The sequence below is a fragment of the Streptomyces barkulensis genome (genome assembly GCF_002843305.1).
GTDB classification, from domain to species: domain Bacteria; phylum Actinomycetota; class Actinomycetes; order Streptomycetales; family Streptomycetaceae; genus Streptomyces; species Streptomyces barkulensis.
Genome location: NZ_PGSG01000118.1, coordinates 47,311 through 64,292 on the forward strand (window position 1 = coordinate 47,311; position 16,982 = coordinate 64,292).

Genomic DNA, 16,982 nt, shown 5'->3' on the forward strand with positions numbered 1-16,982 from the left:
CGGGCCTCGCCGCCCGCTGGACGCGGGGAGGCGACGGGGAGAACACGGCGGGTGAGCCCGTGGAGGTGAGCCCACGGGGGCGCGGCGCATCGGCCGGACCGCCCTTCCCGGCGGGGCCGTCGTCACCGCCGTCGTCACCGCCGTCGCCGGGGCGCGCCACGGCCGGCTCCCGCCCCGAGCCCGCGCTCGCGGACGGAAGGGGCGGGGCGGCCGGAGAGGAGGGAGCGGCCGGAGCAGTGGCCGGACGGGCCGGGCCGTCCGCGGCTCCGGCCTCCGACGCGCCCTCCCACGGGCCGTCGGCCTCCCGCGGGCGCACTGCCCGCAGCAGCAGCGGCCCCCCGCCTTCGCGGGCATGCCGGGGGGCGGCCGGGCGGGCGACACCGCGCACCAGACCGGCCGGGGCCGTGGGCAGCACGGCATGGCCGAGACCGGTGCCGAACGACGGATTCCGCCAGGCGGCCAGGCCCGCGCGGAAGGCCAGGCCGTCACTGACACCGAGCGGTGCGCGTGCCACGGTGAGCTCCGGTGGCGCGGTACGGCGCCAGCCGCCGTCCCAGTCGCCGGGCACGGAGGAGACCGGCCCGCCGGGCGCGCCCCGGTCCGGACCGCCTCTTTCGGGCGGACCGCCGGGGCGGGCGGTCCGCCCGGGAGGGGCGGTCCGGCGGCGCAGCCTGCCCCACCATGCCATGAGCTCAACCGCCTTCGTTCACACGGGTGTTGATACGGGCGATCTCGGCCACCCACTGCCGTCGTTCGTCATGGGTCAGGTCGAGGATCTCCTCGCGTGGCCAGTGGAAGTGGTAGGCGATGTACGCGATCTCCTCCCGGAGCCGGGGAAGGGCGTACGTCACGATTCCCCCAGGCGCCCACCCGAGAGGTCGACCTCGAAGCCACCCTCGCAGTGCGGGCAGGTCACCGCCGCCCGGGTGTGGCCCTCGCTGTTGACGCGGCGGTAGAAGTCCTGGAGGAAGGCGACGTCGGTGGCGTACATCCGCTCCACGACCCCGGCGTGCACATCGGTGACCGTGCCGATCCGGGTGATCACCTGACTCAGCAGCACCACGCTCAGGTACGCCGGGTTCTCCTTGACCCGCAGATCGATCTGGGGCCGCAGCTCGTCGCGGGCGGTGGCCAGGCGCATCGCGCCGTGGCGGTGCACCGTGCCCGCCTCGTCGACGTAGCCGCGCGGCAGCTCGAACTCGAACTCGGTGCGCAGCCCGTGGTCCTCTCCGGGCGGCGAGGCGGCGGCGGGGGCCGCCGCCGTCTGCTCCGCGGCCGGGGCGGGCGCCGTCACCTGGAGGATCTCCTCCAGATTGCCCGCCGTCACCGTACGGCGTCTCATTCGACGATGATCTCCTCGAACACGATCGTGACGGACTCGGTGGCCGGAGACGACTCGCCGGCCTTCAGGGACGGGCCCTCCCACCTGGAGGCCCAGCCCTGCATCAGCTGGATGCGGCGGACCGTGTTGCCCTCGGAGTCCTTGATCTCGATGGTGAGGTTCTGCCGTGCGGAGTTCACGGCGCCGTTGTTCAGGGTTTCCTTGATCCAACTGGTGAACTCGCTGCTCTGGTCGAGTCCCCGGGTGATCGTGATCTCCCCGGCCTGCCGGGCGCCGGGCTGCTTGCGGATGATCTGCTTGCCCTCCGCGCTGACCTGCTTGACCTCGACGACCTCCTCCTCGACGGTCAGCCCGCTGATCTCCTGGACCGACTCGACCAGGTAGCCGCCGAGCTGCACGCCGAAGACATGGGTGGAAAGAGCATCGCCCACTGCCATGACTGTTGGTCACCTTTCCTTGCGGACCCGTGGGTCACTCGTCGATGAGGCTGGTGCTGTCGGAGAACTGGGCCAGCCGGAACACCACGAACTCCGCGGGCTTGACCGGCGAGACGCCGATCTCGCAGACGACCCGGCCCTGGTCGATGGACTCCTGCGGGTTGTTGTCGCGGTCGCACTTCACATAGAACGCCTCCTCGGCGGTGCGTCCGAACAGCGCGCCCCGGCGCCACTCCTCGGTGAGGAACGCGGTGACGTTGCGCCGGATGCTGGACCACAGCCGGTCGTCGTTCGGCTCGAAGACCACCCACTGGGTGCCCAGGAGGATCGACTCCTCCAGGTAGTTGAACAGGCGGCGTACGTTCAGGTAGCGCCAGGCCGGGTCGGAGGAGAGGGTGCGGGCGCCCCACACCCGGATGCCCCGGCCGGGAAAGGCCCTCACACAGTTCACGCCGATCGGGTTCAGCAGGTCCTGCTCGCCCTTGCTGAGCCGGAACTCCAGGTCCACCGCGCCGCGGACCACCTCGTTGGCGGGCGCCTTGTGCACGCCGCGCTCGGCGTCGCTGCGCGCCCACACCCCGGCGATGTGGCCGCTCGGCGGGACGGCGGCGTTGCGTCCGGCGGCCGGGTCGAAGACCCGCACCCACGGGTAGTAGAGGGCCGCGTACCGGGAGTCGTAGCCCGCCTCGTCGTTGCGCCAGGCGCGCACCTGCTGGGCGGTCAGCCCGGGCGGTGTGTCCAGGACGGCCACCCGGTCGCCCATCTGCTCGCAGTGCGAGATCACCGCCAGCTGCACGGTGCGCACACCCTCGGCGTCGATGTCGCCGCGCCGGTAGGCGCTCATCAGGTCCGGCACCGCGACCATGGTGATCTCGTCGATGGTCTCCAGGCCGCCGAACCCGGTGCGGGCCGCGGGGTCGCCGACGTACTCGGACGCGTCGAGGCGGGACACCTCGCCGGAGCCGGGCGCGGTGGGCGCGGTGGGCGCGGCCGGGGCGCCGGGCAGCGCCACGGTCTGGTTGGCGGGCCTGCTCTGGCCGGTGCCCCGCTGTTCGGTGACCTCGATCAGCTTGGAGGCGCGGGCCTGGCTGACCAGGTACCCCTTGACGTTCTTGCGGCTGGACGCCTCGTACGTCTCGGCCACCTGGTCGCCCTGGCGGACCAGGACCTTGAAGCGGTCCTGCGGCGGGTCCTCACCGTCCGCGTCGGCGATCTCCACCGACACCCCCGAGACACCCGGGCGGGCCGCGATGAGGAAGCCGCCGATCTCCGCCGGCTCCGCCACCGGGTCCTCCTGCCGCGCGCCGCCGTCGGACGCCGGCGCGGAGGCGTCCTCGGCGGAACCGCCGATCCGCACGATGTACGCGGCGCCGCCGCCGTTGGAGAAGTACCCGTGGACCGCGTGGGCCAGGTAGGTGCCCTCGGTGAAGCCGCCGAAGGTCTGGGTGTACTGATCCCAGTTGGTGACCAGCGTCGGCGTGTGGAACGGGCCGCTCCCGGCGAACCCGACGAACGCGGCGACGGCGGTGCCGACCCCTTCGATCGGGCGGGCACCGGACTGCACCTCCTCCACGTACACGCCCGGGGTGAGGTACGTCGGCATGCTCGCTCCTTAAGCGTTCTTGCAGGTCACCTGTGTCCAGGGCGAGTCTGCGCGGTGGGTCCGGCCCGGGGACAGGGACCCGCGGCCCTGCGCGGGGGCAGGACAACTGCCCTCCCGGACTCCCCGCGCCGGCCGCCCGGCACCGGTCACACCTTGCCCCGCACGACGAGTTCGTTGAGGATGCGCTCGAACGTGACGGGGTCCCGCCCGGTCGCGTTGTTGCCGGTGTAGCCGAAGGTGGCCGGCCAGGGGCGGTCATCGGGGGACTTGCGCTTGTACTTGTCCAGGTGCGCCAGGAACGACTTGGCCGTGTTGGGCGGCAGCTTCGTCCCGGTCCGCATGGCGCCGACGGCCGCGTCCCCCAGCAGCGCGTACATGTGTTCCTCGAAGAACTTGCGCTGTTTGGCCTTGTCGTTCCCGACCGCCACGTCGTCCAGCATGTGCTTGTAGACGGTAGTGGCCAGTCCGTCGAGGTGGAGGACCAGGTCCCTCTCCTTCTGCCGCTCCTGTTCGGCCGCCTGCTGGAGCTGCTCCCGCTGCTCGGGTGTGGCGTTGCCGGGCGCCAGCCGGGTCGGGTCGAGGGGGGGATAGACGACCTCGGCGACGTGCGGCCTGGTGCCCCACGCCGTCCCCGTCTTCTTCCCGATGTGGCCGGTGCTGGCGAGCGAGGTGATGTCGAACCAGGCCTGTTCGACGCGCTGGTCGTCGAAGACGACGATGTCCGGCCGGGTGTGGCCGTGCGTGACCTGGGTGGCGATCGTCCAGCCGGCCGGCAGGTGGCCCCTGATCTCGTTGAGCCTGGCCGTGACGAGCGCCTCCACGGCGTAGCCGAACGCCGTGTGCAGGAACGCGGTCTTCGAGCGGTCGCTCATGTAGGCGTTGACCACCTGGTACCAGCGTTCGATGTACCCGTTGTTGGTGACCGGTACGTGGTCGGGGCTGGCGATGATGGTCTCGGCCGCGTTCTCCACCAGGTCCCCCAGCGCCCTCCCGAACGCGTCCAGGGAGTTCGTGGACTGCTTGTACCACGCGATGGCCCGCTGCACCGGGGTGTCCTCACCGGCCTTCCGCCCTGCCCCGGCGGCGGTCGCCTCCGCCTGCCGGACGGGGGCCGGACCCGCGAGCGCGCGGCGCGCGTTGGCCTCGGCGGCCCGCTCGAAGCGGTCGCCGGGGTCGCTGACGCGCAGTCCGTCACCGCGGTCCGTGCCCGTGACCGCGCCGTGCCGCTGCTGGATGACATGGGTGAGTTCATGCGCGAGGGTGTGCCTGTCGGCGCCGCCGTCGCCGATGACGACGTGCCGGCCGGAGGTGTAGGCGCGGGCGCCGATCTCGGCGGCGGACCGCCGGGCGGCCGCGCCGGTGTGCAGGCGGACGTCGGAGAAGTCGGCGCCGAGCCGGGCCTCCATCTCCTCACGCAGCGGCGCGTCGAGCGGCCGTCCGGGCCCGCGCAGCACCTGGTGGACGGTGGAGCGCTGCACCGGCGCCGCGCCGCCCCACTCCCGGTCGCCGTCGGCCTCGCACCGGGCACGCTGGACCATGCGGGTGACTGCGGCGTTGCCGGCCGACGCCTGGAGGCCGAGCAGGCCGGCCGGGGGCGCCGCGGCGCCCCCGGCCGGCGATGAGGTGGTCGCCCGTCCCGTCCGGGGCCGGCCGGCCCGCCGCTGGGCCGATTGATCCGGTTCGTGGGTCTGCACGTGACGCGCCTTCCGGTTCGCTGGTCGGGGCCGTACCAAGGCCACCGGCGCGCGGAGCGGGGGGCAAGGGACGGGAGGGCGGCGGCCGGGCTCTCCTCTTGCCCTTCGGGGCCGCCCGCACGGGTCCGGTGGGTGGCGGCGGACCCGCGCGGCCCGCCCCTCACGCGTCGGCGGCCTCCGCCAGGTACGGCCCGAACTCGCCCGCCAGGACCAGCCGGCCCAGCTTGCGGTACTCCTGCGCGACCGCCCTGACCACCTGCCGCATCGTCAGCGGCCCCCCTGCCTCCGCCGCGAGGTAGGCGGCCGTCACCGCGCAGGCCCGGATCGAGCCGCCGGCCATCTCGAAGCGGTCCGCGCAGAAGGCGAGGTCCAGATCGCCGTCCCGGGGCAGCACCCCGCCCAGGCACCGCTCCCACAGGGCCAGGCGCTGCCCTGCGTCGGGCACGGGGAAGTCGGCCACCACGTCCAGGCGGCGGGTGAACGCCTCGTCCAGGTTGGCCCGCAGGTTGGTGGTGAGCACCGCGATCCCGTCGAAGGACTCCATGCGCTGCAGCAGATACGCCGACTCGATGTTGGCGTGCCGGTCGTGGGCGTCCCTCACCTCCGAGCGTTTGCCGAAGATCGCGTCGGCCTCGTCGAAGAGCAGTACCGCGTTGACGGCCGACGCCTCGGTGAAGATCCGCTCCAGGTTCTTCTCGGTCTCCCCGACGTACTTGTCGACCACCGTGGACAGGTCCACCACGTACAGGTCCATGCCCAGGTCGGCGGCGACCACCTCGGCCGACATGGTCTTGCCGGTGCCCGACTCGCCGGCGAACAGCGCGATCACCCCGCGCCCCCGGCCGCCGCCGGGCCGCATCCCCCACCGCCCGAGCACCTGCTCGCGGTGACGGGCGCGCAGCGCCAGCTCGCGCAGCCGCCGGTGGGTGGCCGGCGGGAGGACCAGGTCGTCCCAGCCGACGCCGGGCTCCACCCGGCGGGCGAGTCGGTCCAGTCCCGCACCGTTCTGGGCGCGCACGGCGGCCCGCAGGTCGTCGGGGTCCACCGGGCGGCCCGCCAGGGCTGCGGTGCGGGTCGCCACGTCGGCGGCGCGGCGCAGCTGCCCGGAGTCCAGGCGGTGCGCGGCGACCGCCCGGGCCAGCGCCTCGGTGCCGTCGGCCGCGGAGCCGGCCGCGCGGTCGCCGACGGCGGCCCGCTCCAGGGCGTGCCGCCAGCGCTCGGCCTGCCGCTCGGGGGACGGTGCCGGAACGGTCAGGACGACGGGGGTGTCGGCCGCCCACGCCGGGTCCCAGTCGGTGGTGCCGTGCGTCAGCAGCGGGATCCCCCGCAGCGCACCGCACAACGCCGCCAGTATCCGGGCCCGCTCCCCGGGCTTGTCGGGCAGTGCCTCCAGGGGGCCGAGGACGACCCCGGAACCGGTCAGGCGGGCTTCGAGGGCGGCCACCCGGGCGAGGGCCGGCACGTCGCCGGAGCGCCGGGCGAGCGCCGCCGCGTCCAGGACGAGCGGACGCGGCCCGGCCGCGCGCAGGGCGGCCACGGCCAGCCCTCCGGCGTCGCCGCCCCGGTCGCGCAGGTGGACCAGGCCGGCACCGGTCCCGGCCGCGGCGGCCGCTGCGCGGATCTGCGCCGCCTCGGCGGTCGGGTCCTCCCACGCCTCGCCGAGCACCCCGGCGAGCCGGGTGTCGGGTCGCGCGTCGCCCAGCAGGTGCCCGGTGACCCGGTCGGGTACGGCCAGGACACGGGACAGCGGTGGCCGTTCCGGCTCGGTGACCTCCAGCAGACCGCCCTCCACCAGCGGCGCTCCGGGGGCGAGCCGGAAACGGGCGGGGGACGCCCCGGCGAGCCCGCACAGCTCCAGGGCGAGCCCGACCGTGGGCCGGCGGCGCGTCAGGTCGTCGTTGAGGTAGCCGTAGAGCCGCTCGAACCGCGCGTCCAGATCGGGCGCCACCGCGATCAGCAGCAGGTCCAGGTCCAGCGGGGACAGTCCGAACCGCGCGGCGAGGCCGCCGAGGACGGAACCGGCCGGCGGATGCCAGGGGTCGTGGGCGGGCAGGCCGAGGCCGCCCGGCTCGTCCAGGATGCGGGCGGCCGCCTCGGGGGTGAGGTACTGGCCCCGGTAGGGGTCGTCGGGGTCGGGGTCGGTGGCGCGGCGGGACGCCACCGCGTGCCGCACCCGCTCCTCCACCGCGCGGAGCCGCGCCCACACATGCTCCACGCCGACGCCGACGACGGCGGTGGCCTCGGCGGCGGTCCGCGGGGCGGTTTCGGCGGTGTGCGTCACGGCCGGCGCTCCCCCCGGCGGCGCCGGGCGGGCGCGGACGGCCGCTCGCGTGGACCGGCGAAGCCCTCCGGTCCCGGATCGCCCACCTCCGTGTAGCGCAGCCGCCGTCCCGCCGGCTCCCCGTCCCCGTGCCGGACGGCGGAGCGCACGGCGAGCCCTTCGGTGACCGGCGGCGCGACGGTGCGGCTCACTCCGGCGAGCGGCGCCCTCACCCGCACCTTGAGCGAGACCTTCAGCTCCCCGCCGAGCGCCGACCACACCTCGGAGACGGCCGGTACGTCGTCCCCCGCCCCCACGGTCTCCAGTCCCACGGTCAGGCCGAGTTCGGCGAGCGTGCCGGTGAGCAGCCGCGCGGGCAGGGTGTCGGCGGCCACCAGGCGGGCGAGTACCTGCGAGAGCAGCCGGTGCTCGTCCTGCGGGCGGCTCGCCCAGGCCGTGACCAGGTACGTCAGCTCGAACCAGCGCGGCGGGGTGCGCCGCGCCACGAGGTGTCCGTCCGCGTCGTACACCTCTCCGGTGCCGCTGCCGCGCCGGGCGGTGTCCTCGCGGATGTCGTACAGGAAGACGCAGACCGCCGGGCCGGTGCGGCGCGCCGCCCAGTCCCGGGTGGGGGCGTCGAAGACCACCTCGACGCCCGACGCCTCCAGGCCGGACTCGCCCAGCAGACGGCGCAGCCCCTCGTCGACCTCGTGGATCACCGGCGGGTCACCTCGCCGGGCGGCTGCACACTGCCGCTGACCACCAGGAAGTCGGTCCTCACCGCCGAGAACCCGGGACCGGTGGCGGTGATGGTGCGCGGCCCGGTCCGGTCCTTGGCGAGGATGAGCAGCTGGCCGATGAACGTGCCGTCCGGCTCCGGCACGGTCGGCGCCGCCGACGCGGTGATGCCCGGCTTCCAGGTGAACCGCACCGGCACTCCCGGCGGGAAGTCCCGGCCGCGCACCGAGGTGACGAATCCGGGCTTGCCGATCTCGGGCACCGCCACGATGCGCGGCTGGAGGACGCGCAGCCGCTGCCGGGCGGTGTTGTCGCGCCGGTCGGCGTCCGTTCCGGTGGTGGTGAGCTCACCGGTGACGCGGCCGGTCAGCGCCCTGTCGGGGCTGAGGACGACCCGGACGACGGTGTTCGCACCCGGGGCCAGGTCCGGCAGCGCACACGTCCAGGAGCGGTCGCAGCCCGGCGGCGGCCCGTTGTGCGGGACGTCCCGGGGCAGGCCGATGCGCAGCCGCAGCCCGGTCGCCAGGGCGTTGCGGCCGTTGCGGACGGTGTACGTCACCACGACGCGCCCGCCGACGTAGCCGGGGTTCGGCTGGGCCGTGACACGGACCCCGGGCCCGGCCTCGGGCTCGTCCGGCGCCGGGGGCACGGCGGGCGGTGGATCGGCGGGCGGAGGACTGGTGGGCGGTTCCGGGGGCGGGGCCGCGCGTACCGGCACCACGGTTCGGCCCGAGTTGTCGGCGGGCCGCGGGTCCAGGACGGTGCCGGTGACCGACCAGCCGACCGGTGCGTCGCCGGGGGCGGTCCCGGTGAGGGTGACGTCCACCGGGACGGTGGTGCCGGGCGGCACCACGCCGATGTCGCACTGGAGGGCGGCGGCGTCGCAGGTGCCGCCGGGCCGGGTCAGCCGGGTGATCCGCACGCCGGGCGGCGGTGCGGCGGTCAGCCGGGTGCCGGGGGAGGCGGCCGGGCCGTTGTTCACGACGTCCACGCGGACCGTGGCGGAACGGCCCACGGCTACCCCGGGCACGGTGCCGGGTGCGCGGACCGCGAGGTCCACGGACTGCTGCACGGCGGGTTCCTTCTGCCGGCCCGGCAGCCCGGCGGTGAGCGGGGTGAGGCGGCCGGAGGCGATCTCCACCAGATGCAGTTTCTCGGGGCTGTTGGCCGGGAGGGCGGCGCGCGAGCTGAACACCAGATGCCTGCCGTCGGCCGTCCAGGCGGCGTCACGCGGCTGGAACGGGCCGGTGGCCGAGGTGTCCGGCAGCTCCCGGCGGCAGGCGCCGGGAAGGCCGCGGGCGGCGTCGGGCAGCAGCACGCGGCAGTCGTCGCCCGACGGGGAGGTCAGCAGGATGCCGTTGCGTTCGTCGGTCCGGCCGCCGCCGTTCTTCCGGTTGAAGGCGACGGTGCGCCCGTCCGGTGAGAACGCCGGGCTGTCGTCGACGACCTCGCAGTCGCCCGGGCAGATCTCGGCGCTCAGGTCGCGCTGCCGGTCCAGGTCGTCCACGGGCACGGTCCAGACGTGCTTGCTGCCGCCCCTCCCGTCGATCACGTGGTCGCGGGTGAAGGCCAGGGTGGCGCCGTCGGGGGACCAGGCGGGCTGGGCGTCGCCGCCTGCGCCCTGTCCGCCGGGCGGGACGATCTCGCCGCGGATCGCGCCGGTCGCCGCGTCCGCGATCAGGATGCGGCCGGGGCCGGGGTCCTGATCGGTGCCGCCCGGAGAGGTCCGGGTGAAGGCGAGGTGCCTGCCGTCCGGGGAGAGCGTCGGGTCGGTGTCCCGGTCTCCCGGGCCACGCCCCGTGAGCGGCAGGGGCGCCGCGCCGGTCCCGTCGGCGTCCGCCGTCCAGATCCGCTGGATGCGGCTGCCGGGGTCGCCCTCGAAGCGGGTCACCACGATCCGGCGGCCGTCGGGCGTGTAGTTCTGCCGCTCGGTCCACGGGTCGTACCCGGGGTCGGGCCGGAACAGCGGGTCCTCGGCGGGGTCGGTCTCGGTGTCGGCCCTCGGGTCCTCCCTGAGGATCGTCAGCCCCAGGTCCCTGGGGTCGGCCCCGTCCAGCCGGACGTCCTGCAGCGTCACCGTGTTCGGGCCGGAGGCCGAGGTGCGCTCCACCACCGCGCTCCCGCCGTCGAGGGGGCCGAGCCAGGTGGGGGAGAGGACCTCCCGGTCCTCGCTGAGCACCAGTGAGGGGACCCGGTCGGAGCGCGCGGGCACCCGGAACACGTGGTCCCAGTCGCCTTCGCACTCACAGGTGGTCTCGGGGCTCAGGAACAGCACCTCGTCCCCGCCGGGCAGCCACGCCGCTCCGTGGGCACGCCACCCCGCCTGCGCGCCTTCGAGCAGCGGCTCGTCGGTGCGCCCGTCCGTCACGCGCAGCCGGGGGCCGTTCTGCCCGGCGGCTGTGGCGGTGTACGCGATCAGGTCCCGGTGGGCGGGGTCACCGGCCGGGTTCCACACCGGCTCGGTCGCCTCGCCGTCGGCGGGGTCGGTGATCCGGGAGGCGGGGCCGCCGGCCAGAGGCCGTACGTAGAGCTGCCGGCCGGCTCCCGGGCCGCTGTCGCCGGAGTACGCCAGGCGCAGTCCGTCCGGGGAGACCGTCGGGTGCTCCTCGTCCGAGGGGGTGTCGGTGAGCCGCGTCAGGCCGGTGCCGTCGGTGCGCACCAGCCACAGGTCGCGCTGCTCGCGGCCGCCCGGGCCGCCGGGTTCGGCCGAGTCGAACACCACGGCCCGGCCGTCCGGCGTCAGCCGGGGGTGCGCGGCGTCCCGGCCGCCGGTGAGACGGCGTACCGAGCCGTCGGCGGACCGCAGGTAGATCTGGGGGTCCTTCTCGTCACGGCGGCTCGCGAACACCATCGCGTCGCCCAGGGCGGACGGCTGGACGTCGAAGTGGGCCGGGCCCTCGCCGAACAGCGGTGCGCTGGAGGTGTCGCCGGTGACCCGGCCGAGGCTGCGGTGCCGGGTGCCGGCGTACGCGACCCGGGTGCCCGCGGTGTCGGCCGACCGCGGCCGGACCTCGCCGCCACCCTGCCCGGGGTCCTGTTCGGAGGCCGCCGTGACCGTGAGAAGCGGGATCATCAGCAGCAACGACGTGCCGATCCTGGCCGGGCGCCTCCGCCCGCCGGATCCGGCGCTTCCTCTCGCGGTCCCCACGGTCCCCCTCGCAGTCCGATGCGGCATCCGGGTGTGCCCCCGCCACCCTGCGACGGCCGCGTGCGGCGCGGCAGGGCGGCGGGGCCGTACCCGGGGGAAGCGTGTGGTGCGCTTTCGGGCAGTGCCGCGGTACCGGCCGCCGTCAGATCAGCCCGTTGCGCAGCGCGTAGCCGACGGCGTGGGCCCGGTTGCGCAGCTGCAGCCGTGTGGTGATCTCGTGCAGCACGTTCTTGACGGTCCGTTCGGAGTACGCGGTCTTGCGGGCGATCTCCGCGGTGTCCAGGCCTTCCGCCACCAGACGCAGCATGTCCGCCTCGCGCGTGGTCAGCGTGGACAGGGACACACCCCGCGGGTCGAGCGCCGAACGCTGGAGGCCGCCCACGTGCGTGAGCAGCTTGCCGAGCAGGTCGCCGGGCAGCACGCCTTCGCCGTTGGCCATGGCCAGGACCAGGTGGAGAAGACGGTCCTGGTCGGCATCGGCACGCCGCAGCACCGCCACCACGCCGCACTCGACGACGCGTTGCAGCGCGCCGGGCCCCAGAGTGCCGACCACGAGACCGGCTCGGGTGGCGGTGTTGTGCCGCAGCCGGTGCAGCAGGGCGGCCACGTCGTCGTCCACGCCGTCCACGACCACCAGCGACGTCTGGGCCCGCTCCATGTCGGCACCGTCGAGCAGGTCCACCTCGGGGCGCGAGCGTAACTGCTGCACGACGCCGACGCGCAGGACGGGATCGGCGGCGTAGACGGCCACGGTCACCCGGCCCGGGAGATCGGGACGGGAGGGCCGGTGCACGGACCGGGGCTGGGCGGGCACATATGGTGTGGAGGCGGTCGTGGGCGGGGCGCTCTTCTCTGGGGAGTGCATGGGAAGCCACCTGTTCCGTAAGTGCTGGGTCCGTGGGACGACGTGGGGACGGGCCGCCCGTGCGCTGCCGGCACACGGCGACGGAACACCGCGGGCCACGCCCTCCGGCGGAGAGATCGGTTGTTGCCCCCGGGCACGACGACTGCCCGGGTGTTGCCCTCGCGCTCCTCGTCGAGCCCTTGGGCTGGGTCCTACCGTGGCGGCGTGACGCCTTCCGAAGCCTCTTCCGGCCCCGGTGCAGCCGGCCCCGACATCCCGGTGGTGACGGTGGCACCGGGCGACACGGCCACGACCAGTGTGACGGTCCGCAACGACGGCGACATCGTCGAGGCGTACAGCCTGGAGGTCGTCGGGGACTGTGCCGCCTGGTCCACCGTGGACACCCCGCGGATATCCCTGTATCCCGGCACCTCGCAGACGGTGACGATCCGTCTGGAGCCGCCGCGCTCCCCGCAGGCGCGGGCCGGTGAGACGCCCCTGGGAGTGCGGATCCTGCCGGCCGAACACCCCGAGTCGGTGCGGGTGCTCGAAACCACCGTGCACGTCGCGGAGTTCCGGGAACTGCACACGGAGTTGACTCCGGGCCGCCGGCACGGCTGGCTGCGGGGCCGCTACCGGCTGAAGGTGCGCAACCGGGGCAACACCCCCGTGCGGGTGGGTTTCACCCCCGGTCAGGCGGGTGAGGAACTGGGGTTCGCCTTCAGCCCGGCGGAGCCGGAGATTCAGCCCGGGGAGTCGGTGGAGGCCGGGCTGCGGGTCCGTACGGGCAAGCCGGTGTGGTTCGGCTCCCCGGTGGTGTGGCCGTTCACCGTGGACACCGCCGAAGCCGGCGACCGGGAGACGGAGCGACGGGACGAGACCGCCGTCCGGGCGCCTCTGGAGGCGGAGCTCGTCCAGATCCCGGTCTTCCCCAAGTGGCTGCTCGTGGTGCTCGCGGCGCTGCTGGCGCTGTTGCTCGCCTGGTTCGCGCTGGTCCGTCCGGTGGTGCGCAGTGCCGCGGAGGAGGCGGCCGAGGAAGCGGCCGGCGAGGTGGTCCAGTCGCGTCCCACGCATGCCGGGGAGCAGGGCGGACAGGGGCCGGGCACCGGCCCCGGCGGGGGTTCGGAAGCCCGCCCCGGTGAACGGGGCACGGGAGCGTCGTCCGGTCCCGGTGGCGACGGGGGCGCGGCCGACGGCGACGCCGGAGTCCCGGGCGGCGCCGGCCGGCAGAGTTCGGCGACCATCGACCTGCGGACACCCGACGGGGAGACCAGGCCCGGTACCTACTCGGTACCGGAGAACAGCGTCTTCCGGGTCACGGACATCGTCGTCGCCAACTTCCAGGGCGACGAGGGAGTGCTGACGATCACGTTCGGCGAACGCAAGATCACCACGATCGCGCTGGAGACCTTCCGCAACCAGGACTATCACTGGGTGACCCCCATCGAGATCCCTGAGAACGAAACCGTGACCATGGAAGTGACCTGTGAGAAGCCGGGCACACCGGCCACCGGTCGCCGGGCGCGGGGATGCCATGAAGTTCTGAACGTGAGCGGTGTGCTCAGCCGTACAGCGGGGTGAACACCCTTCACAAGACTATCCGCCGGCGGCCCGGCTGAACATCCGGATCCTGCCCTGTCTGGAAAACGATGGGCCAGGACCGAAAACCGGCTCCGCCCGGATGGGCGCGCCCCACCGCCGTGGGCGGCGGGGCGCTTACGACCGGTCCGCGGAGGCGTCGATGTCATCGGCGCCGAGGCCGAACAGCCGGTCGTCGCTCCACCACTTCGGCGTCTCGTCGACGACCGGGGTGAGCTCCAGCAGCGTCACCTCGTTGCGGCCCAGGACGAGGTCCACATCGGCGCGCCCGCCGGCGACGGGCACGCTCCGGTGCGAGCGAGCGGGCTCGGCGGCCTCGTGGAGGGCGTCGAGTTGGCGGTCGCCGGGTGCGAGCGGCCGCCCCATCTCGCACCAGGCGGCCCAGGGGTTGCCGGCGTCCTCGCTCACGGAGCGGCGGCGTGCGAAGGCGGATCCCCGCGCCTCCGGGGCGCCGACGGGCAGGGACAGCCGGAGCGTGTGGCCGTCGGCGGGCTCGCCGCCGGCCGGGTCGGCCGGCGCCCAGGCCAGTACGGTGACGCGCCCGTCGCCGTGCCGGGTCACCAGATGGTCCTCGCCCCGGGCGAGGATCTGCTCGCCCATCTCGGCCATGAACGTGTACAGGTGGTAGGTGGGTTTCCTGATCTGCCGGTGTGTCAGCAGCCCGAAGCCGCCGTGGAACGGCGCGGTGGGGATGCCCACCTCCTCGAACACGTCGCTGAACGTCCAGTACGAGAAGGAGTCGGCGATGTCGCCCCCGTTCACCAGAACCGGCGCGAGGTACGCCGCGTGGAACGCGGTGTCGTGGACCGGGTTGTCCGGCCGGTACGAGGAGTTGAACTCGGTGATGTGGACCGGCAGATCGGCGAGTTCGGTGCCCGCCAGCTGCCGCCGCGGGGCGCCGAACTGCTCCAGCAGCGCCGATGCCGGCATGAGCGTCTGGTGGGCGCCGAACGGTACGGGCTGGACGGGGCCGGAGGAGTAGGCGTGGCGGCTCACGAAGTCGATCGGCAGGTCGCGGGCCTCGACGAACTCGGCGAAGCGCTGGATCCACTCGTCCTCGTACCCCGGTGCCAGCGAGGGGCCGCCCACCTGGAGCCCGGCGTCGACCTCCTTGACGGCCAGTGAGGTCACCTCGTAGAGGCGGTGATAGGCGTCCTGGTCCGCGGACCAGAACGCCGCCAGGTTGGGCTCGTTCCACACCTCGATCGGCCACCGGCGCACCTGGTCGATGCCGTAGCGGTCGACCAGGTGCCCGATGACGGCGCGGACGAGGTCCGCCCACTCCTTCTCGTCGCGGGGCGGGGTGATGTTGCCCCTCCACCAGAACACGGTGTCGTCGCCGGAGGCGAGCCCGGACGGCATGAAGCCGAGCTCGAGGAAGGGCGCGATACCCATTCCCAGACAGGCGTCCACCACCTGGTCGACGTACGTGAAGGCATGGCGTACGTGCCGCTCGCCGGCCCAGTCGTAGGGGCGGTGGACGCCCATCCCGTCGCTGAGCAGGCCGTGCCCCCGGATGTACCGGAAACCGATCTCCCGCTGGACGAGGTCGAGGGAGTCCTGATAGTCGCGCCGCAGCGCGAGGTCGAGCCGACCTGTGCCGACGCAGTGGCGCCAGGCGTCGGAGAGCCGGGCTGTCGGCTGCCGGGGAACGGCGATCCGCATGGTGGGGTTCCTTTGCTGCGGTGCGGTGCGGTGCGCTGCGCTGCGGGGTGGGGTGGGGTGGGGCTCGCCGGAGGTGTTCGGGATGAAAGCCGTCCTTCGGGGCCGGGGCCGGGGCCGAGGCCGAGGCCCGGAAGCCGGGGCCCGGCCGGGGGCGACCGAGCCTGTCTCCGGCCGTCACCCGCCCGTTCGTGACCGCCTACGACGGTGGTTGCGTCGGTAACGATTGGGCAACTTGCGAAAACTCTTGGTTGATTCTCGCTTGTTTCTGACTGTACACCTTAGCTCCCGCTTCGCGGACGGCCTATTAGTTTGCGCAAACTGACAGTAGTTGGATCACTGACGACAGATCAGGGAGTTCCACGGTGATGAGGAAAACCCGCAGCATGACGGCTGCCGCGATCGGCTTGGGCATCGCACTCGCCGCCACCGGCTGCGCCGGCGGAAGCGACGGTTCGTCCGATGGCCAGGGCACGGTGACCCTCTGGACGAACGCGATGGAAGGGCGCGGCGCGGAGTACTGGAAGAACGCCGCGAAGGAGTACCACTCGCTGCACCCGGACGTCACGATCAAGATCCAGTCGGTTCAGAACGAGGATCTCGACGGCAAGCTGCAGAACGCGCTCAACTCCAACTCCGCGCCCGACATCTTCCTGCAGCGCGGCGGCGGCAAGATGCAGGCCATGGTCGACGCCGGTCAGATCCAGGCGCTGGACCTGACCGACACCGACAGGGCCAATGTGGGCGCGGCGGCTCTCGAGGGCGTCTCGATCGACGGCAAGGTCTACGCGATGCCGCTCGACACACAGCCCGAGGGCATCTACTACAGCAAGGACCTGTTCAAGAAGGCCGGCATCACCTCGCCGCCGACGACGATGGACGAACTCAAGGACGCCGTCGCGAAGCTGAAGGCGATCGACGTCGCGCCGATCGCGGTCGGCGCCAAGGACGCCTGGCCGGCCGCGCACTGGTACTACAACTTCGCCCTGCGCGAGTGCAGCCAGGATGTCATGCAGGAGGCCGCCAAGTCGCTCACCTTCGACGACGCGTGCTGGACCAAGGCCGGCGAGGACCTGGAGTCGCTCCTGGAGACCGACCCCTTCCAGAAGGGCTTCCTGACCGCCTCGTCGCAGCAGGGCGCCGGGTCGTCGGCGGGCATGCTCGCCAACCACAAGGCGGCCATGGAACTCATGGGCAACTGGAACCCCGGTGTGATCGCCGACCTGACCCCGGACAAGAAGCCGCTCCCCGACCTGGGCTGGTTCCCCTTCCCCGCCGTGCCCGGCGGACAGGGCGACCCGACCGCCATCATGGGCGGCGCCGGCGGGTACTCGCTGTCCAAAAACGCACCGGAGGAGGCCCTCGACTTCCTCCGGTTCGTCGTGACCAAGGAGCAGCAGGAGGCCTATGCCGAGGCCTTCGACACGATCCCGGTGAACAAGGACGCCCAGGGGGTCGTCACCGAGTCCTACAACATCTCGGCGCTGCAGGCCTTCAACAAGGCCGCCTACTCGATGCAGTTCCTCGACACCGTGTACGGCCAGAACGTCGGCAACGCCATGAACATCGCCGTCGTGAACCTGATGGCCGGTGAGGGCTCCGCCACCGACATCGTCAAGGACGTCAAAGCCGCCGCCGAGAAGGGCTGAGTAAGC

At 73.6% G+C, this 16,982-nt stretch carries 12 protein-coding genes; 2 read left to right on the forward strand and 10 right to left on the reverse strand.

The genetic code is table 11. From position 1 onward, the window contains the following. Positions 1-692: 692 nt before the first annotated feature. The 9 genes from CUT83_RS30440 to CUT83_RS27910 form a co-directional block, all read right to left on the reverse strand. A complete protein-coding gene (locus CUT83_RS30440) occupies positions 693-851 on the reverse strand; it encodes a DUF6760 family protein (protein ID WP_165869495.1) in 159 nt (52 codons plus the stop codon). Then, a complete protein-coding gene (locus CUT83_RS27875; protein WP_101258584.1) occupies positions 848-1,342 on the reverse strand; it encodes a zinc-ribbon domain-containing protein in 495 nt (164 codons plus the stop codon). Before CUT83_RS27875 ends, CUT83_RS30440 begins: the two co-directional genes overlap by 4 nt. Next, complete coding sequence (locus CUT83_RS27880) at positions 1,339-1,779, reverse strand: phage tail protein (RefSeq protein WP_093851372.1); 441 nt, start codon at positions 1,777-1,779, stop codon at positions 1,339-1,341. The genes CUT83_RS27875 and CUT83_RS27880 overlap by 4 nt, the downstream gene beginning before the upstream one ends. A gap of 34 nt (positions 1,780-1,813) precedes the next feature. Continuing rightward, the gene (locus tag CUT83_RS27885; RefSeq protein WP_101258585.1) at positions 1,814-3,382 is read right to left on the reverse strand and encodes a phage tail sheath family protein; all 1,569 of its coding nucleotides are present in this window, start codon (positions 3,380-3,382) and stop codon (positions 1,814-1,816) included. A gap of 146 nt (positions 3,383-3,528) precedes the next feature. Beyond that, positions 3,529-5,076, reverse strand: coding sequence for an eCIS core domain-containing protein (locus CUT83_RS31265; protein WP_241524835.1), 1,548 nt, complete (start codon positions 5,074-5,076; stop codon positions 3,529-3,531). 160 nt (positions 5,077-5,236) lie between these two features. Then, on the reverse strand, positions 5,237-7,291 hold the full coding sequence (locus tag CUT83_RS27895; protein WP_241524837.1) for an ATP-binding protein: 2,055 nt from the start codon (positions 7,289-7,291) through the stop codon (positions 5,237-5,239). 62 nt (positions 7,292-7,353) lie between these two features. Next, the gene (locus CUT83_RS27900) at positions 7,354-8,055 is read right to left on the reverse strand and encodes a Pvc16 family protein (RefSeq protein WP_101258587.1); all 702 of its coding nucleotides are present in this window, start codon (positions 8,053-8,055) and stop codon (positions 7,354-7,356) included. Beyond that, positions 8,052-11,147 (reverse strand): DUF11 domain-containing protein, encoded by a 3,096-nt coding sequence (locus CUT83_RS27905; RefSeq protein ID WP_101258599.1) that lies wholly within the window; start codon positions 11,145-11,147, stop codon positions 8,052-8,054. The genes CUT83_RS27900 and CUT83_RS27905 overlap by 4 nt, the downstream gene beginning before the upstream one ends. A 217-nt stretch (positions 11,148-11,364) precedes the next feature. Then, positions 11,365-12,087 (reverse strand): helix-turn-helix transcriptional regulator, encoded by a 723-nt coding sequence (locus CUT83_RS27910; RefSeq protein WP_101258588.1) that lies wholly within the window; start codon positions 12,085-12,087, stop codon positions 11,365-11,367. A gap of 204 nt (positions 12,088-12,291) precedes the next feature. On the opposite strand from CUT83_RS27910, the gene CUT83_RS27915 reads away from it, so the two are divergent. Beyond that, complete coding sequence (locus CUT83_RS27915; protein ID WP_240957980.1) at positions 12,292-13,647, forward strand: COG1470 family protein; 1,356 nt, start codon at positions 12,292-12,294, stop codon at positions 13,645-13,647. Between the two features lie 135 nt (positions 13,648-13,782). Here CUT83_RS27915 and CUT83_RS27920 read toward each other — a convergent pair whose 3' ends face one another. Then, complete coding sequence (locus CUT83_RS27920; protein WP_101258589.1) at positions 13,783-15,330, reverse strand: GH39 family glycosyl hydrolase; 1,548 nt, start codon at positions 15,328-15,330, stop codon at positions 13,783-13,785. Positions 15,331-15,713: 383 nt separating this feature from the next. Between CUT83_RS27920 and CUT83_RS27925 the strand changes: the two genes are divergently transcribed. After that, entirely contained in the window at positions 15,714-16,976 is a 1,263-nt protein-coding gene (locus CUT83_RS27925) for an ABC transporter substrate-binding protein (protein ID WP_240957979.1), read from the forward strand. The last annotated feature ends 6 nt before the right edge of the window (positions 16,977-16,982 follow it).